19 protein-coding genes are annotated in these 17905 nt (G+C 65.2%); 10 read left to right on the forward strand and 9 right to left on the reverse strand.

Features of this window, described 5'->3' with window-relative positions; all coding sequences use genetic code 11:
* Nucleotides 1-95: 95 nt before the first annotated feature.
* On the reverse strand, nt 96-1316 hold the full coding sequence (locus P6U24_RS10780; protein WP_407159101.1) for an NAD(P)/FAD-dependent oxidoreductase: 1221 nt from the start codon (nt 1314-1316) through the stop codon (nt 96-98).
* 496 nt (nt 1317-1812) lie between these two features.
* Between P6U24_RS10780 and P6U24_RS10785 the strand changes: the two genes are divergently transcribed.
* The 6 genes from P6U24_RS10785 to P6U24_RS10810 all read left to right on the forward strand — a co-directional run bounded on the left by P6U24_RS10785 (nt 1813) and on the right by P6U24_RS10810 (nt 7685).
* On the forward strand, nt 1813-2379 hold the full coding sequence (locus tag P6U24_RS10785; protein ID WP_407159102.1) for a hypothetical protein: 567 nt from the start codon (nt 1813-1815) through the stop codon (nt 2377-2379).
* Nucleotides 2380-2439: 60 nt separating this feature from the next.
* On the forward strand, nt 2440-3252 hold the full coding sequence (locus P6U24_RS10790) for a hypothetical protein (RefSeq protein WP_407159103.1): 813 nt from the start codon (nt 2440-2442) through the stop codon (nt 3250-3252).
* 864 nt (nt 3253-4116) lie between these two features.
* Nucleotides 4117-4725 (forward strand): nuclear transport factor 2 family protein, encoded by a 609-nt coding sequence (locus P6U24_RS10795; protein WP_407159104.1) that lies wholly within the window; start codon nt 4117-4119, stop codon nt 4723-4725.
* A 164-nt stretch (nt 4726-4889) separates the two neighbouring features.
* On the forward strand, nt 4890-5933 hold the full coding sequence (locus P6U24_RS10800; RefSeq protein ID WP_407159105.1) for a Rieske 2Fe-2S domain-containing protein: 1044 nt from the start codon (nt 4890-4892) through the stop codon (nt 5931-5933).
* Between the two features lie 5 nt (nt 5934-5938).
* The gene (locus P6U24_RS10805) at nt 5939-6694 is read left to right on the forward strand and encodes a GntR family transcriptional regulator (protein ID WP_407159106.1); all 756 of its coding nucleotides are present in this window, start codon (nt 5939-5941) and stop codon (nt 6692-6694) included.
* A gap of 10 nt (nt 6695-6704) precedes the next feature.
* Entirely contained in the window at nt 6705-7685 is a 981-nt protein-coding gene (locus tag P6U24_RS10810) for a PDR/VanB family oxidoreductase (protein WP_407159107.1), read from the forward strand.
* 20 nt (nt 7686-7705) lie between these two features.
* Here the strand turns inward: P6U24_RS10810 and P6U24_RS10815 are convergent, their stop codons facing one another.
* On the reverse strand, nt 7706-8326 hold the full coding sequence (locus P6U24_RS10815; RefSeq protein WP_407159108.1) for a cupin domain-containing protein: 621 nt from the start codon (nt 8324-8326) through the stop codon (nt 7706-7708).
* Between the two features lie 147 nt (nt 8327-8473).
* Here P6U24_RS10815 and P6U24_RS10820 point away from each other — a divergent pair, with 147 nt between their 5' ends.
* Genes P6U24_RS10820 through P6U24_RS10835 form a run of 4 tightly spaced genes read left to right on the forward strand, consistent with a single transcriptional unit; the run spans nt 8474 to nt 11934 of the window.
* A complete protein-coding gene (locus P6U24_RS10820; protein WP_407159109.1) occupies nt 8474-9241 on the forward strand; it encodes an ABC transporter substrate-binding protein in 768 nt (255 codons plus the stop codon).
* The gene (locus tag P6U24_RS10825) at nt 9241-9894 is read left to right on the forward strand and encodes an amino acid ABC transporter permease (RefSeq protein WP_407159110.1); all 654 of its coding nucleotides are present in this window, start codon (nt 9241-9243) and stop codon (nt 9892-9894) included. Before P6U24_RS10820 ends, P6U24_RS10825 begins: the two co-directional genes overlap by 1 nt.
* A complete protein-coding gene (locus P6U24_RS10830) occupies nt 9891-10622 on the forward strand; it encodes an amino acid ABC transporter ATP-binding protein (protein ID WP_407159111.1) in 732 nt (243 codons plus the stop codon). The genes P6U24_RS10825 and P6U24_RS10830 overlap by 4 nt, the downstream gene beginning before the upstream one ends.
* 19 nt (nt 10623-10641) lie before the next feature.
* Nucleotides 10642-11934, forward strand: coding sequence for an NAD(P)/FAD-dependent oxidoreductase (locus P6U24_RS10835; protein WP_407159112.1), 1293 nt, complete (start codon nt 10642-10644; stop codon nt 11932-11934).
* Nucleotides 11935-11960: 26 nt separating this feature from the next.
* On the opposite strand, the gene P6U24_RS10840 is transcribed toward P6U24_RS10835, so the two are convergent.
* The 7 genes from P6U24_RS10840 to P6U24_RS10870 are packed head-to-tail and all read right to left on the reverse strand — an operon-like array spanning nt 11961 to nt 17868.
* Nucleotides 11961-13001: a uroporphyrinogen decarboxylase family protein gene (locus P6U24_RS10840; RefSeq protein WP_407159113.1), complete on the reverse strand. Its 1041-nt coding sequence runs from the start codon at nt 12999-13001 to the stop codon at nt 11961-11963.
* 24 nt (nt 13002-13025) lie between these two features.
* Nucleotides 13026-13877 (reverse strand): fumarylacetoacetate hydrolase family protein, encoded by an 852-nt coding sequence (locus tag P6U24_RS10845; RefSeq protein ID WP_407159114.1) that lies wholly within the window; start codon nt 13875-13877, stop codon nt 13026-13028.
* Entirely contained in the window at nt 13874-14539 is a 666-nt protein-coding gene (locus tag P6U24_RS10850) for a polysaccharide deacetylase family protein (RefSeq protein WP_407159115.1), read from the reverse strand. The genes P6U24_RS10845 and P6U24_RS10850 overlap by 4 nt, the downstream gene beginning before the upstream one ends.
* A gap of 12 nt (nt 14540-14551) precedes the next feature.
* A complete protein-coding gene (locus P6U24_RS10855) occupies nt 14552-15343 on the reverse strand; it encodes an ABC transporter permease (protein ID WP_407159116.1) in 792 nt (263 codons plus the stop codon).
* A gap of 7 nt (nt 15344-15350) precedes the next feature.
* Nucleotides 15351-16157 carry an ABC transporter ATP-binding protein gene (locus P6U24_RS10860; protein WP_407159117.1) on the reverse strand — a complete coding sequence of 269 codons (807 nt, stop codon included), beginning with the start codon at nt 16155-16157 and terminating at the stop codon, nt 15351-15353.
* Nucleotides 16136-16903 (reverse strand): ABC transporter permease, encoded by a 768-nt coding sequence (locus P6U24_RS10865; RefSeq protein WP_407159118.1) that lies wholly within the window; start codon nt 16901-16903, stop codon nt 16136-16138. Before P6U24_RS10865 ends, P6U24_RS10860 begins: the two co-directional genes overlap by 22 nt.
* Entirely contained in the window at nt 16900-17868 is a 969-nt protein-coding gene (locus P6U24_RS10870) for an ABC transporter substrate-binding protein (RefSeq protein ID WP_407159119.1), read from the reverse strand. Before P6U24_RS10870 ends, P6U24_RS10865 begins: the two co-directional genes overlap by 4 nt.
* Between the last annotated feature and the right edge of the window lie 37 nt (nt 17869-17905).

The raw sequence follows: 17905 nt of genomic DNA on the forward strand, positions 1-17905 counted from the left end.
TGTCGGCCGATGCCGGTGTTGCGCCAAATCAAGCGGCATCCCAGCGCGCGGCGGCTCGCCAATGGTTGTGTGCGGATTCAGCGGCAACAGAAACGTCAGGCCGGCGGCTGCTTGCGCAGCGGCGGAGGAGCCTGAACGATGGGCGCAGCCGCGGCGAACAGATCGGCGCGGCTGCCGGTGAGTGGCGGATAGATGCGCTCGTGATTGATCGCCAGCTTGGTCGCCTTGGCGGCCGATCCCGTCGTGGAGACCTGGCGGTCCCATCCTGTGGTGTAGAGTGCGCCCCAGGCGCCGAGGTCGAGCACCGTGACGTACCAATCGATGTGAAGCGGAAGCATCGGCTGACCGAACAGGTCTGCTATCACATTGTGACCGGCGAAGCGGCCCATCGGGCGCGCGAACTGACAAGACATCACGGTCGGGTGCACGCCATCGGGCTTGCAGACGGCCGCATCGCCGGCAGCAAAGACATTCTTCAGGCCGACTGCCTGCATGAATTCGTTGACGACCAGCCGGCCAAGCCGGTCACGCTCTCCACCCGTTGCCGCGGTCAATGGACTGGCCGCCATGCCGGCGCACCACACCAACGTCAGCGCAGGGATGAACTCGCCGGATCTGAGCGTAATGCCGTTTGAGTCGACGGCCGCGATCTCGACGCCGGGCCGCGTCTCGACATCAAGCGCCGCAAGCGCCTCGTCGATGACGGGACGCGCGGCATCCCCCATCGCCGCCCCGATGACGGGATTTCGATCGAGGAGAATGATGTGGGGATCGTCGATCCCTGCCTGGGCGAGCCTGCGCGGCATCTCGGTTGCCACTTCGATGCCGGTCAAGCCAGCGCCGGCCACCACCACCGTCGAGCGTCCCGGTGACGGATCGAGGCGGCCGAGCGCGCTGAGATGGTCATGGAGGCGAATCGCGGCTGCATAGCTGTCCACGTCGAAGCCGTGCGATGCCAGGCCAGGGATCGCAGGGCGCATCAACTCGCTGCCCAATGTCAGGACGAGCCGATCATAGTTCAGTCGCTCCCGGCCGTGCTCCATCTCCACAATCGCCTCCTGCCTGATCGGATCGATGGCAATAACCTCGGCGACCCGATGCTGGACACCGATGGGATCGAGCAGGTGGGCGAGCGGGAGTGCGACCTCGCTGAGGTCGATCTCGTAGTTGCGAACCCGGATGTTATGATAGGGATTGCGGTCGACAACGAGGATTTCCGCCGCATGTGGCATCTGAAGCTCGTCGAGCTTGCGTGCAGCGCCGATCGCGGCCCAAAGGCCTGCAAAGCCGGCGCCCAGGATCAGTATGCGAGCCATTCGTCTCTCCTGATCTTCTCGACAGGCGGATCGCGCCTCGCCCGAGAGCCGCATCAAAGCGAATAGGCGTAGCCGTCGTCGTCGATGGCTGCCAGGTGCCGCGCCTCATCCCACCGGCCGACCAGGACACTGTATCCGTCCATGCGCTCGATCGCCACGATGGATGGCAGGTCGGCTTGGATGCCCTTCGAAATCGAAATCCATCGTCATGTTCCGGCACACAAGCCGGTCTGGAAGATCGCAGCTTATCATTCCCTGCGGACCATCTCGATGTCTCCCCGGAGCGGGCTTTCGATGAGGGGCGGAGCTAGCCGTGTGATGATTCCAGCCGCGTGCCTCGGCTGGCAGGAGGGACCCGGCAGGCAATGCCCCGCCGGGGGCGACTGAATGTTTGAACCCGGCGGCCTTGCGCGGCGTCCAATAGACTTGCGGACGGCTTCAGGCCGATCGCAATCGCAGGCATGAACGACCCTGAACCGATGGTTTGGAAGTGACGATGATGGTGGATCTGGGCGCGAGCGTCGCGAACGGCTGCGCGGCGCATCGTGGCGCAAGTGACCGGCGAAGCCGGGTACGATCGCTGTGCTCTGCGTTCCGGTTCATGGTCTACGCGCTCCTGCTCGCGGCGTGGCAGCCGGTGACGAGCGCCGCCGCGGAGTCCGCCTCGCGCAGCTCCGTCTCGTCGGTGCCCCCGGACCCGGCTGCCGTGCAGATCCGGAACGGACCTGTGCCCGGGGCGCTCGAGCTTCGCGCCCGTGGCGCGGTCGAACTCTCTCCCGACCTGATGGTGGAGCAGCAACGCGATGACGGCTCCTTCGAACCGCTCCTCCACCTCGATCTCGATTCCATGAAGCTGGTGGCGGCGTGCGATCAACATCCAAATGCCTGCGTGAAGATCGACGAACGCGGCCTGCGGCCGGTGCCGTGGAGCGGCATGTCCTGTTCGTCACAATGCAACGGAAATTGCGACAAGAACGTGCGGCTCCATGGCCGCTTCCGTTTCGTGGTGATGTCATGTGACGGCGGGACCAGATTCGAAGGCCCGATATTCAAGCTGCCTTGAGGCCGCCGCCGTCACCGGCGGCGTTGCTGTGCACCTGGGTGCGATCAAAGGAGACTTGCCGTGGCTACCATCGATGCACGCCATACGATCTTCAACGTCCGCGTTCCCGGTGCGCGGCCCACCATCACGGCCAACGCCGGCCCGCCGGCGCGCTTCGATTTCCATTCGCCGACCATCGACATCGACGCTTCGATCCGGCTCAAGGGGGTGGCCGGCGAGGATGTCGGCAACTGGACGCTTGGCTTCATCCAGCTCAAACATATCGGCACCAATCACGCGCGCTATCGCGGCGCCACTGTTCGCGACGGCAGCGCGCTGGTCACGCACAGCAACCAGATCGTCTGCCGCGACACCGATATCGGCTCCGCCGAAGTCTGGTATGACAGCCTCAACTCGGGCGGCACGCGAGGCCCGACGGGCACCAACAAGCTCGCAGCGGGCACCTTGCTCCCGGCGGCCGAATTCCTGGACGTCCGCGCTCATCTGTTCGACCAGCCGTCCCGCGCGTGGCCTCCCGTCCACACCAACACGCTCGTCGCGGGCCGCCCCAACAATTACCTGCACTACGCGGTGGTCGAACTGCTGTTCTGCACCATGTTGGTCGCACAGGATCCGGCGGGGACGTTCACGATGCTCAAGCACGTCTACTGGAACGTCATTTGGGAGCATACGTTCAGGCGCAACGGCGCCGGCAATGTCGTGCTCGACCGGGCGGTCCGCCTGCAGCAGAACGTCCAGCATCCCGTGCACAGCGGCAACCCGCGCGATCCGAAATTCTTCGGCAAGGAGTATGATCTCACGCTGCCTGTCAGCAACACGGTGTCGCGGCAGCCGCCTCGCATCGTCGAAGCCGCTGACTGGGCGCAGGGCTGAAGCGTGGCGGGACGCCGATGGATGGCCGCGAAACACTTGGGCCTCTTGCTGGGGAGGGTCGCTCTTCTCGAACGATGCGGCTCCTGAATTTCAGGCTATAGGCGATATGCGAGACAAGTAGCACCGGTTCGGTTGCGCCAACCGCCGAAGTTCGCCAGCGATTTCAAGGCGAATTGGGCTGTCCAGCCCCTCGGCGAAAAAAATATCTGTTTCTATTTTCCAGAAATCATGATTGAATGTCGCCATCCCGCCTCGTGCAGAGGGGCGTACGCGTCGTCACGATACGTAGAGGCGGGCTGCGATGGACGCGAACAATGGCGCCGGACGAGCGCTCATCGTCGCGTACGTGAAATCGTGTGGTCCTGGCATCCCGGTGCTGATGCCCAGCGCAACGCGCGCAGCGCGTTGTCGCGACACGGGGGCAAACGAGCCGGTCCCCGAGGAGAGCGCGTATAAGCGTTAAAACTATCGCGCAGGGAAGGCCGGTTGTCTGGCTGCACCTGTGGTTCTGCCGCGTGCTTTTTTGCTGCACGCGGACCATGGGCGTCAGCCGATGCCCGGCCTTCCCTGCGCCCCCTGAATTCAAGAGGAGCGAGCTAACAGGCAAGACTCGGACGCAGATGCGCCGCGGGAAGGAGTGCTCATGTTCCGTCATTGCGAGGAGCGCCAGCGACGAAGCAATCCAGAACCCGGAGCAAGACCCTGGATTGCTTCGCTTCGCTCGCAATGACCGAGCACGACGTTACCCAGTGTCATGACCCACTCAGGCAAGGACTGATGGCGGAGTTTAGCGATCAGGCTTTGCGGCCGTCGCATCACGCGTGTATCTCTCCGTGCCAAACACCAACACCAGGAAACGCCGCTATGACCAAGTCTGCCGCCGACCTCGAAGACGACCGCCAGATCCGCGAACTCTTACAGAACTGGGCGATCTGGCGCGATGCCGGAGAATGGGAGCGCTTTCGCACCGTCTGGCATCCGGACGGACGCATGATGGCGACCTGGACGCAAGGCACCGGCGACGAGTTCATTGAGATCAGCAAACAGGCGTGGGCCAAGGGCGTCAGCATCCTGCACTTTCTCGGCGGCATCTCGGTCGATCTCGCCGGTCCGCGCGCGGTCGCGCAGACCAAGATGACGATCTCGCAGCGAGCCGAGGTCGAGGGCGTGCTGTGCGACGTGCTCTGCACCGGACGTTTTTATGATTTCCTCGAGAAGCGCGACGGCCGCTGGGGCATCGTGCTGCGCCAGCCGATCTATGAGAAGGATCGCATGGACCCGGTGACACCGGGCGCGGTGCCGGTGCTCGATCACGCGCTGCTTGCGCAGTTTCCGGCGGGTTACCGTCATCTCGCCTATTTGCAGACCCGCATCGGCTACACCGTGAAGCGCGACATGCCCGGTCTGAAGGGGCCGGAGGTAGAGGCGCTCTATGCCCGTGGCGCCGCCTGGCTCAAGGGCGCGGCGGTCTGATGGGAAGGATGGCCCATTGGAGGCGGTTGGATGCCGTTCCCGATTGAGCTGTGTACAGTGATGGTACAATAGAACCATCTAGCAGGGCTTCAGACGGACAAATTGCGTGGTAGCGAGAATTATTGTATACATGGAGTATTCATAAGAAATCCGAGGAAACTTCCATGGCTGCTTCCTTCCCGATGAACGCCTGGTACGCCGCCGCCTGGGACGCCGAGGTCAAGCATGCGCTGCTGCCGCGCACGATCTGCGGCAAGCATGTCGTGATGTATCGCAAGGCTGATGGCAGCATCGCCGCGCTGGAAGATGCCTGCTGGCACCGGCTGGTCCCGCTCTCGAAAGGGCGGCTGGAGGGCGACACCGTCGTCTGCGGCTATCACGGCCTCAAGTTCAACCCGCAGGGCCGCTGCACCTACATGCCGGCGCAGGAGACCATCAACCCGTCCGCTTGCGTGCGCTCCTATCCCGCGGTCGAGCGGCATCGCTTCATCTGGCTCTGGATGGGCGATCCGGCGCTGGCCGATCCCGCCACCATTCCGGACATGCACTGGAATCACGATCCGGCCTGGGCCGGCGATGGCAAGACCATTCACGTCAAATGCGACTACCGCCTCGTCGTCGACAACCTGATGGACCTGACGCATGAGACCTTCGTGCACGGCTCCTCGATCGGCAACGAGGCCGTGACCGAGGCGCCGTTCGACGTCACCCATGGCGAGCGCACCGCGACCGTGACGCGCTGGATGCGCGGCATCGAGCCGCCGCCGTTCTGGGCCAAGCAACTCGGCAAGCCGGGTCTGGTCGATCGCTGGCAGATCATCCGCTTCGAGGCGCCGTGCACGGTGGCGATCGATGTCGGCGTGGCGCCGGCCGGCACCGGCGCGCCGGAGGGCGACCGCTCGCGGGGCGTCAACGGCTTCGTGCTCAACACGATCACGCCCGAGACCGAGCGGACCTGCCATTATTTCTGGGCTTTCGTCCGCAACTACCGGCTCGGCGAGCAGCGGCTGACCACGGAACTCCGCGAGGGCGTCTCCGGCATCTTCCACGAAGATGAGCTGATCCTGGAGGCGCAGCAGCGCGCGATCGAGGACAACCCGGACCGCCTGTTCTATAACCTCAACATCGATGCCGGCGCGATGTGGGCACGGCGGATCATCGATCGCATGATCGCGCGCGAGACGCCGGCGCGCCAGGCCGCGGAGTAGGTGGCATGGCCGAGCGCGACGCCGATCGCTCCGTGTCGCAGACCGTGCGGGCGCAGCTTGCGCTGCGCGATCTGATCCTGTCCGGCGGCTTGCGTCCGGGTGAGCGCATCTCCGAGCTGCAGGCGGTGGACGCCATCGGAGCGTCGCGCACGCCGGTGCGGATGGCGCTGGTGCGGCTGGAGGAGGAGGGGCTCTTGGAGATGATCCCCTCCGGCGGCTTCATGGTGAAGTCCTTCTCCGAGCGCGACATTCTCGACTCCATCGAGCTGCGCGGCACGCTGGAGGGGCTGGCTGCGCGGCTCGCCGCCGAGCGCGGCGCATCGGTGCGCGAACTCGAGCCGTTGCGCGAATGCTTAGGCCAGATCGATGAGCTGATCGCGGAGGATCCGATCTCGATCGAGGCATTCTCCGCCTACGTCACGCTGAATGCGCGCTTCCACGCGCTGCTCGCCGAACTGTCGCGCAGCGCGCCGGTCATTCGCCAGGTCGACCGCGCCTCGGCATTGCCCTTCGCCTCGCCGAGTGGCTTCGTGATGGTGCAATCGGCGCTGCCGGAAGCGCATCAGATCCTGCTGATCGCGCAGGATCATCATCGCATCGTGGTCGATGCCATCGAGAACCGCGAGGGGGCGCGCGCCGAAAGCATCATGCGCGAGCACGCAAGGCTCGCGGCGCGCAATTTGCGGGCTGCACTCCGGACCCGCAGCCATTTCAATCTTGTTCCTGCCTCGGCGCTGATCAAGACACCTGGCACGACGTGAGGGCACAAGCATGCGCTTCGAAGATCATTGGACGACTGCGACGCTCATCGGCATTCGCGACCTGACGCCGACCATCCGCGAATTCACCTTGCGGCCGGATCAGTTTGCTCAAGCGCCCTATGCGGTCGGCAGCCACATCAAGGTCGGCGTGCTGATCGACGGCCAGCCGGACATCCGCTCCTACTCGTTGATTGGTGAGGCCAGGCCGGACGGCTATCGTATTGCCGTGCGCTTGGCCGACGACTCCCGCGGCGGCTCGCGCTATCTCTGGTCGCTGGCGCCGGGCGCGCGCCTGAGCATGGCCGCGCCCGCCTCGCTGCTGCAGCTCGATTGGCAGCGCGAGCATTATTGCCTGGTGGCCGGCGGCATCGGCATCACGCCGCTCGTTGGTGCGGCGCAGGCGCTGGTGCGTAAGACGCCGAGTGTCGCCCTGCATTATGCGGTGCGCTCGCGCCGCGACGCCGCCTATGCCGATGAGTTGGCTGCGCTGCTCGGCGACCGCCTGACCATCCACGCCTCCGACGAAGGACGGCGCCTCGACATTCCCATGCTGTTCGCCGACCTGCCGCGCGAGGCGGTGGTCTTGTTCTGCGGCCCGATGCGGATGCTGGAGGAGGCGCGCCGCGCCTGGGCCGCCGACGGGCGTGTGCCGACCGATCTCAGCTACGAGACCTTCGGCTCGTCGGGACGTTTCGCCGCGGAGCCGTTCCGCGTGCGGCTGCAAGGCAGCGGCGAGGAGTTCGTCGTGCCGCGTGATCGCACCATGCTGGATGTGCTTAATGCCGCAGGGCATGAGATCATCTCCGACTGCCGCCGCGGCGAATGCGGCATCTGCGCGGTCGACGTGGTCGAGGTCGACGGCCAGATCGACCATCGCGACGTATTCTTCAGCGCGGCGCAGAAAGAGGAAAATCGCAAACTGTGCCCGTGCGTATCGCGCGCCCATGGCGTGGTGACGATCGACACGCTGGAACGGAGCGATGCGATCTGAACGTGGTGGATAGAGCAAGCTCACGCCATCGCGTTGACCCACAGCACCACGGTCTTTGCCCGCTTCGCCGGATTGCCGAAACGGTGCGGGCGGCGGCTGGCGAAGCGGAAGCTGTCGCCGGCCTTCAGCGTCCAGGTCTCACCATCGACCGTCAGCGTCATCATGCCTTCGAGCACGAGCCCGGCTTCCTCGCCGTCATGGCTGTAGAGCGCCTCGCCGGTGCTACCGCCGGGCGCCAGATGCACCAGGAACAGATTGAGTCGGCCGTCCGCATCGGCGGGATGCAGCAATTGCTTCGAGATGCCGGTGCGCCACAGCTTCAGCTCGGCACGCTCGCCCGCGCGCGTCACCACGCCGTGCGGCGCATCGCCGCTGCCGTTCGCGGGTCCGAACAATGCGGCGATGCCAACGCCGAGCACGTCGGCGAGCGTCGCCAATACCCGCAGCGACGGCGAGGACAGGCCGCGCTCGATCTGGCTCAGGAAGCCGACCGAGAGCGCGCTGCGCGCCGCCACAATTTCCAGCGAGAGATTGGCTTTGCGGCGAAGCTCGCGCAGCCGCTGCCCGACCGCGACGTCCATCGCCGGCTCGGCCGGCCTCGGCCTCGGTCTGGAAATGGCCTGCGATGCCTGCTTGCCCATTGTTGCGCCGCCGTCGGGTTCAATCCGCCGCTTTCATTTGCATGAAAACCGCTTGCCAAGCCAGACGATATGAGTCCAGAATTTCATATAGGTGAAAATAGGCCCACGGAGTTAAATCCGCAAAGGGTCGGCTGAAGAGGTCGCGTCATGCTCGTCAAGCGTCTGGCCCAATTCCTACTTGCGGCTCTGCTGCTGGCCGCAGCCGCCCCGGCCTCGGCCGAGCAGGTGCTGAAGGTCGGCAGCACGCCGACCGGCATTCCCTTCACCTTCCTCGATACCAAGACCCAGACCATCCAGGGCCTGATGGTCGACCTGATCACCGAGATCGGCAAGGATGCCGGTTTCACGGTGCAGATCGAGCCGATGCAGTTCTCGGCTTTGATCGCGGCGCTCAACGCCAACAAGGTCGACATCATCGCGGCGGCGATGTTCATCACGCCGGCGCGGAAAGAGGTGATCGATTTTTCCGATCCGATCTACACTTATGGTGAAGGCCTGATCGTGCCGAAGAGCGATGCTGCCGAGCACGCCGGCTATGATGACTTCAAGGGGCAGGTGGTCGGTGCGCAGGTCGGCACCGCCTTCGTCGACGCGCTGAAGAAGACCGGCCAGTTCAGCGAGGTCAGGGCCTATGACACCATTCCCGACATCCTGCGCGACGTGAATGCCGGACGACTCAAGGCCGGCTTCGCCGACTATCCGATCCTCGCCTACAATCTGAAGCAAGGCGGCTTCCCCGAGGTGCGCATCGTCGAGAGCTACAAGCCGACCATCATCGGATCGGTCGGCATCGGCGTGCGCAAGGCCGACCAGGAGCTGCTCGGCAAGATCAATGCTTCGCTTGCGAAGCTTAAAGCCAACGGCACGGTAGCGAAGATCCTCGACAAATGGGGCCTCAAGGCGCAGGCGTCCTGATGGAGAAGTTTGCGCGCGACGCCGCCGAGTTCCTGCCAATCCTGTTGAACGGCGTCGCGCTGACCATCATCGTCACGCTCGGCTCGCTTCTGCTCTCGACTTTGCTGGGCCTGGTCTGGGCGATGATGCGGGTGTCGGGCGTCGCGGCGCTGTCGTGGCTCAGCGCCGCCCTCATCAATCTGATCCGCGGCATCCCGATCATCGTGCTGCTGTTCTATCTGTATTTCGTAATGCCGGACCTCGGCGTCTCGATGACGGCGCTGCAGGCGGCGATCATCGGGCTCGGCGTCGCCTATTCGGCCTATCAGGCGGAGAACTTCCGCGCCGGCATCGAGGCGATCGACAAGGGCCAGATCGAGGCGGCGCATTCAATCGGCATGGGCTGGTGGCTGACCATGCGCCGCGTGATCCTGCCGCAGGCGGTGCGGATCGTGCTGCCGCCCTACGGCAACATCATGATCATGATGCTGAAGGATTCCTCGCAGGCCTCCACCATCACGGTGGCCGAGCTGGCTCTGCAGGGCAAGCTGATCGCGTCCTCAACCTTCAAGAACACCAGCGTGTTCACGCTGGTGGCGCTGATGTATCTGACCATGAGCATCCCGCTGATCCTCCTGGTGCGCCATTTCGAAAAGCGCGCGAGCCGCCGATGATCGAGCTCAACGACGTCCACAAGAGCTTTGGCCGCAACGAGGTGCTGAAAGGCATCTCCGCCTCGGTCGAGAAGGGCGAGGTGGTCTGTATCATCGGACCCTCCGGCTCGGGCAAGTCGACCATTCTGCGCTGCATCAACGGGCTGGAGGGCTATGACCGCGGCGACATCCGCGTCGAGGGCACGCGAGTCGCGCGCGACGGTGCGTCGATCACTGCGATCCGCACTCAGGTCTCGATGGTATTCCAGCGCTTCAACCTGTTTCCGCATCGCACGGCGCTGGAGAACGTGATCGAGGGCCCGGTGTTCGTGAAGAAGGAGCCGCGCGCGCAGGTGGTGGAGCGCGGCCGTGCTTTGCTGGCGCAGGTCGGGCTCGCCGACAAGGCCGATGCGCATCCGCCGCAACTCTCCGGCGGCCAGCAGCAGCGGGTGGCGATCGCGCGCGCGCTCGCGATGCAACCGAAGGCGATCCTGTTCGACGAGCCGACCTCGGCGCTCGATCCGGAGCTGGTCGGCGAGGTGCTCGCGGTGATGCGCAAGCTCGCCGATGATGGCATGACCATGGTCGTCGTCACCCACGAGATGGGCTTTGCCCGTGAGGTCGCCGATCGCGTGCTGTTCATCGATGGCGGAATCATCGTCGAGCAGGGGCCGGCAAAGAGCCTGCTCAACCAGCCGCAGCACCCGCGTACGCAGGACTTCCTGCGCCGCGTGCTGCATCCGTTGTGAGACGATTTCGAGATAGACCATGACGACATCTGCCCGCCAGCCACTGCCACCGAGCCTCTATGCCGATACGGCGGTCGAGCGCGTCGACACGCCGCCGCTGGACGTCGACAAGCGTGTGCCGGTTGCGATCATCGGCGGCGGCTTCACGGGTCTGTCGACCGCGCTGCACCTCGCAGAGCAGGGCGTGCAGGCGATAGTGTTGGAGGCGCAGGAGCCCGGCTGGGGTGCCTCAGGCAACAATGGCGGCCACGTCAATCCGGGCCTGAAGCATGACCCCGACAAGATCGAGGCCGATTTCGGTCCCGAGCTCGGCCGGCGCATGATCGACTTCGCTTACGGCACCACCAATTTCACGTTCGATTTGATCCGCCGCTACCAGATTCCTTGCGAGGCGCGGCAGAACGGCACCTTGCGGGCGGCTTATAGTGAGGCGGCGGCCGGCGGCGTTCGGACCACGGCAGAGCAATGTATCCGCCGCGGCATGCCGGTGAGGCTGCTCGAACGCGATGAGCTGCGCGCCATCACCGGCACCGACCGCTACGTCTGTGCCATGTTCGACTCGCGCGGCGGCGATTTGCATCCGCTCAGCTACGCGCGCGGGCTGGCGCGCGCGGCGATGGCGGCCGGCGCCGCCTTGCATGGCGAAACACCAGCGCTGTCGTTGTCACGCGAGGGCAGCGGCTGGCGCATCACGACGCCGCGCGCGACGGTGCGCGCCGACAAGGTGCTGCTCGCCACCAACGGCTTCACCGACGATCTATGGCCCGATCTGCGCCGAACCATCGTGCCGGTATTCTCTTCGATTGCGGCGACCGCGCCGCTGCCGGACGATGTGGCGCGCGAAATCATGCCGACGCGCTCGGTGCTTTATGAGAGCGGTCACATCACCGTCTATTATCGGATCGACCAGCACAATCGCCTGCTGATGGGCGGCCGCGGGCCGATGCGCTGGATCAACAGTCCGGCCGACATCGCCTATCTGATCCGCTATGCCGAGCGGCTATGGCCGCGGCTGAGAGGCACGGCCTGGACCCATGGCTGGAACAGCCGGCTCGCGATCACTGCGGATCACTATCCGCACGTGCATGAACCTGCGGATGATGTGCTGGTCTCGCTCGGCTGCAACGGCCGCGGCGTGGCGCTCTCGACCGCAATGGGCGCGCAGCTCGCCCGTCGCCTGATCGGCGGCGCGAAGGCCGAGATCGACATGCCGATCAGCGGCATCAAGCCGATGCCGCTGCACGCGCTGTGGCCGGTGGCGGTGACGGCGACGGTGCTGGCCGGCCGCGTGCGCGATCGGCTCGGGATCTAACGGCCGAGCCGATGGTCGCCGGCACATCAGCCGATCTCCGCGCGCACTTTCGCGGCGGCGTCGCACATCGCCTTCAGCTTGCCGAACGCGGTGGCGCGCGGCATGTATTTCATGCCGCAATCCGGCGCCACGACGAGCCGCTCCGGCGCGACATGCTTGAGCGCGTTGCGGATGCGGTCTGCGACCACGCTGACCGGCTCGATCTCGGGATCGCCGAGATCGAGCACGCCGACCAGGATGCTCTTGTTGGAGAGGTCCTTCAGCACGCCGAGATCGAGCCGCGGCTGCGCCGCCTCGATCGAGATCTGCTGTGCATTGCTATCGGCGAGCTCGGAGAGAAAGGAGTAGCCTGAAGGCTTGGTCGAGCCGGGCACCACGGCGGCGTAGCCGAAGCAGATATGGACCACGGTCGTCACCGTGATGCCTTCGAGCGCGCGATTGATGGCCTTGACGGCGTAGCGGCGCGCGAGCTCCGGATTGTTGCGCACCCAGGGCTCGTCGAGCTGGATCACGTCGGCGCCGGCCTTCTGCAGGTCGCGCGCCTCGGCGTTGACGGCCGCGGCGAACGCCATCGCCATCTCCTCGTCATCCTCGTAGTGCTCGTTCTTCGCCTGCTGGCTCATGGTGAATGGGCCGGGCAGGGTGATCTTGGCGGCGCGGTCGGTGTTGCGGCGCAGGAACTCCATGTCGCGCAGCTCGATCGGCCTCGTGCGCTTGATCGGGCCGACCACGCGCGGCACCGGCGTCTGTAGTCCCGATTGCGAGGTAATGATCGCGGGATTGTCGCTGTCGATGCCGTCGAGCGCGGTCGCAAAGCGGTTGGAATAGCTCTCGCGGCGGATCTCGCCGTCGGTGACGATGTCGATGCCGGCCCGCTCCATGTCGCGAATCGCGACGATGGTGGCGTCATCCTGCGCCTCTTCGAGCTGCGCGTCCGGAATGCGCCACATGCTTTGCATGCGGACGCGCGGCACCGATTTCGACAGCATCGCACGGTCGAGCAGCCAGTCCGGCTGCGGGTAGCTGCCGACCACGGTGGTCGGCAACAGATGCTTGGGCAGGTTCATGCTGCTCTCCTTGATGCGATCGCCTCAGCGCGCGACTTCGTTCTTGACGGGATTGCGCAGCACGCCGATGCCGGTAACCTCGACCTCGACGGTATCGCCGTCCTTCATCCAGAGCGGCGGGTTGCGATAGGCGCCGACGCCCCCGGTGGTGCCGGTGACGATGACGTCGCCCGGCGCGAGCTCGGTGAAGGTCGAGCAGTAGGCGATCAGCACGGGCACATCGAACACGAGATCGGAGATCGGCGCCTTCTGCACCTCCTGGCCGTTGAGTCGCGTGATCAGCGTCTGCGCGGCGATATCGGTCAGCTCGTCGGTGGTGACCATCCACGGGCCGAAGCCGCCGGTACCGACGAAATTCTTGCCCGGCGCGAATTGCGAGGTGTGGCGCTGCCAGTCGCGGATGCTGCCGTCATTGTAGCAGGCATAGCCCGCAACGTGGCGGAATGCAGCCTCGCGCGAGATGCGGCGGCCGGCTTTGCCGATGATGACGGCCATCTCGCCCTCGAAATCGAAGCGTTCGCTCTCCAGCGGCCGGATCATCGGCTGGCCGGCGCCGACCTGGCTGTTGGCGAAGCGGGTGAAGATCATCGGATGCGGCGGCGTGGGATGGCCGCTTTCGGCCAGATGCGTCGCGTAGTTGACACCGATGCAGAAGATCTTGTCGGGATCCGGAATGGTGGGCAGCAGCTCGACGTCGTCGAGTGCGTGGTCGGCCGTTTCGCCTTGCAGCTTGCGCAGCGTCTCGAGCGAGCCCTTCGCCAGCAGCTGCTTCAGCGTCGGAAACTCCGGCAGTCTTCGGCCGGCGTCGATGACGCCGCCATCCGTGACCACGCCATAGCTCGCGCGGCCGGCTGCCTTGAAACTCGCGATCTTCATGATGTCGTACTTTCCTCGATGGATGAAACGAAGCTGTCGATCGGCCGCACGATTTTTCCGTCGCGGATCGGCAGGCAATCGGGTGGGAAGTCCTGGCGGAAGCGGACGCCGGCGGCGCCGGCGCGATCGAGAAATTCTTCTAGATGGACCATCGCGCCGGTCGGCAGATCGTGCAGCACCATCAAGCTCCAGGCTTGCGCACGGCATTGGTCGAGTGCGCGGTCGACCCAGCCATCGGGATCGTCCCAGTCGCGCGGGATCGCATTCCACAGCACGCAGCTATGTCCGTGGATGACGAGATGATCGACCACCGACGGCTTGAGCAGGCGATGATCGAGATTGCCGCCGCCGCCGAACGGGCGAAACCAGCGCGCGGGATGAGCGAGGTCGCCGATCAGCGCTTGCGTGCGACCGATCTCTTTTTCCGCGGCCTCCGGATCACGCTGTTCGCCGAGTGGCACACTGTGGGTGAAGGTGTGATTGCCGATCCAGTGGCCTTCGTCGTGAGCCCGCTGGGCGAGCGTCCACCGCGCCGGCTCGGTGAGCTTCTCGCCGATCACGAAGAATGTCGTCTTGAGATCGCGTTCAGCGAGGATATCGAGCACGCGGGGCGTCACCCCGGGTTCGGGGCCGTTGTCGAAGCTCAGCGTCAGGTCGAACATAAGCGGCGTCCGTCAGGTGGCCGGCTGCAGGGCGGGGGATGCGACATCGCGCGCTGCGCCGCGGGTGCCGGTCTGCCAGATCGCGGCCTTGCGCTCGAGCAGGCGGATCGCGGCGTTGAAGACGATCGCGAGCGCCAGCACCAGCAGCACGCCGGCAAACACATGCGGGCTGTCGAGCACGGTGCGGTAGCGCGAGATCAGATAGCCGATGCCGGCCGAGGAGATCAGCATCTCCGAGACCACGACGCCGACGATGACGAGCGCCCCGCCGACCCGCAGGCCGGACAGCACGGTGGGGATCGCCGCGGGAAGCACGACGCGCACCAGCCGCTGGCTCATGGTCGCGCCCATGCTGCGCGCAGCGAGCAGCAGCTGCGGATCGATGGTCTGGATGCCGGCGGCGGTCGCGAGCATGGTCGGCAGGAAACCGTAGATCGCGGCGAAGGCGATCTTGGATTCGGCACCGATGCCGAACCACACGGTGAAGACCGGATAGAGAATCACCAGCGGCACGGCGTAGAGGCTGGAGACGATCGGCATGATCAGGATGCGCGGGCGCGGCAGGCTGCCGACGATGGCGCCGAGCAGGATGCCTCCGCCGCAGGCGAACAGCATCGCGATCGCGACCTCATAGAGTGTCGTCAGCAGCGCATGGCCATATTCGCCGGCGTCGGTCCAGCCCGCGGCCAGCGTCGAGGACAGCGACGGCAGGAACAGCTCGGGCACGAGGCCGCTGCGCGGCAGCGCCTCCCAGAGCACGATCAGCGCGATGACGATCAGGGTGCGGAGGCTCTGCGCCTTCATGGCAACCTCACGCCGACTTGCGGATGTGGCGCCAGATCCGGTCGCGCAAGCTCCCGAAGGTGTCGCCGGACAGCATGTCATAGGTGCGCGGCCGCGGCAGCGGCACCTGCAACGTATCGACGATGCGGCCGGGCCGCGCCGACATCACCACCACCTCGTCGGCAAGATAGACGGCTTCGGTGAGACTATGAGTCACGAACACCACCGTCTTCCCGGTCGCGGCCCAGATCCGCAGCAGCTCGTCGCCCATGGTCATGCGGGTCTGCTCGTCGAGCGCGGCGAACGGCTCGTCCATCAGCAGCACCGGCGGGTCCTGCACCAGCCCGCGCGCGATCGAAACGCGCTGCTTCATGCCGCCGGACAGCTCATGCGGATGGCGCTTGCCAAAGCCTTCGAGCCCGACCAGCTTCAAGGCCTCTTCGGCCTTGGCGCGCCGCTCGGCCTTCGGGATGCCGCGCAAGGCGAGGGGAAATTCCACGTTGTCCTCGGCCGTCAGCCAGGGAAACAGGCTCGCTTCCTGGAACACCACGCCGACCCGGTTGGGATCGGGTTTCTCGATCGGCGCACCGTTGATCCGGATCGTGCCCGAGCCCGGCCGCTGCAGCCCGGCCATCATCATGAGCAGGGTCGACTTGCCGCAGCCGCTGGGTCCGACCAGAACGACGAAGCGACCCGGTTTGATCTCGAGGGACACATCCGACAGCGCGACGACCTCCTGGGTCGCGGTCTTGAAGACCTGGCTGACGCTCCGGACCTCGATGGCGCCCGCGCGAGGCGAGGGCTTTAGCGGGGTTACGTTCGCCAATGGCTGCATCGCGTTTCCACCCATCTGATCAGTTCGTTGAAGCTGATCGCGATCACCGCGATGATGACCACGCCGGCGAGCAGCTGCGGCATCTGGAAGTTCTCGCCCCAGGTCGCGATCTGATGGCCGATACCGTCCCGCGAGGCGTACATTTCAGCAAGGATGACGCCGGTGAGATTGAAGATCATGGCGATCCGCAGCGCTTCCAGCAGCACCGGCAGCATCGCCGGCAGATACACCCGGAACGCGGTCTGCGCTGGGGTCGCCGCATAGGAGCGGGCCACGGTGAGATATTCGACCCTGACGGACTCGACCGCGGTCGTGGTCGACATGATCACGATGAAGATGGTCGAGAAGAAGCCGAAGCCGACCTTCTGGGCGAAGCCGACGCCGAACACCAGGATGAACATCGGCAGGAAGATCGATTTCGGGATGCTGAAGGCGAAGAACAAAAGCGGCTTCACCACGTCGGCGAAATAGCGGTTCTCAGCGATCAGAAATCCGATCAGGCCGCCGAAGGGGACGGCGAGCGCGAATGCGCTGAGCACCTCCATCGCCGTGACGCTGAGATCTTTGCGCACGGCCGCGCGCCCCAGCAGATTGAGCAGCATCGACAGCGTCTCGGAGGCGGAGGGCAATAGCCGCGGGTTGATGAGGCCGGTGCGCGAGGCCATCTCCCAACCGGCGATGATCACGAGGATCACCGCCAGGCGCGCGAGCTTGAGCGCAAGACTATGGACCGTGACGAGCCTCATGGCTTGGTCGGCACCGGCTTGAACTGGGTCGAGATCACGTCTTCGGTTGGTACGATGTCCTTCAACCCGCCGAGCTTGGCGAGATCGAGCGATAGCTGCACGGCGTCCTTGACGTTGGCGGCGGACATGTCGCCGCTGGTCTCCACCTTCGTGATGGTGTTGTCGTATTCGAGCGCGGCGATATCGGCCGGCATCTCATAGAGCTCGGCGATCAGCTTCACCGTGACGTCGCGGTTGGCGCGCATGAAGGCGACGGCGCCGTAGAGCGCGTTCAGCGCCTTTTGCACCAGTGCTGGCTTGTCCTGCGCAAGCTTGTCGGGCACGATCCAGCCGGCGGTGAGGTTCGGCGGCACTGATGTCGCGTAGTCCAGAATGGCCTTCGCTTCGCCCGATTTCCCGATCTGGAAGCTGAGCGGCGAATACACCACGGCGGCATCGACATTGCCGGAGAGCAGATTCGGCACCAGGCCGCCGCCGCCGACCGGCACGCGGGTAAAATTGATCTTCTTGTCCTGAATGGTCCACAGCGCCAGCAGGTCGGAGCCCGAGCCCGCGGAGGTGATGCCGACCTTCTTGCCGTTGAGGTCCTTCACCTCGAGCGCCGACTTGGCTGGCACCATCAATTGCCAGCCGAAATTGCCCATCGCGGCGTTGGCGACGAGCTTCGACATCACGCCCTTCTTGCGGCCGGCTGATACCAGCGACGGTGGATCAAGGATGATGTCGGCCGCTCCCGCCGCCATCGCCTCAAAAGTCTCGGCGCCGCCCCGATAGATCGTGAGCTCGGCGCTGATGCCTTCCTTTTCGAACAGCTTCTGCCGCACCGCCGTCTCGGCGATCGTCGTCGGCCAATAGGTCTTGGTCGGCAGCCCGACCCGGATGGTCTCAGCTTGCGCAGCATAGGATGTGACCGCAAGCGCTGCGGCGCCGAGCAGGCTCAAGGCGAGGCGGCGAGCAATGGTCATGTATGATGTCCTCCCGATCTGTTTTTGCTTGTTCGTC

It is taken from the genome of Bradyrhizobium sp. STM 3557 (assembly GCF_045571465.1).
In the GTDB taxonomy this organism is placed as follows: domain Bacteria; phylum Pseudomonadota; class Alphaproteobacteria; order Rhizobiales; family Xanthobacteraceae; genus Bradyrhizobium.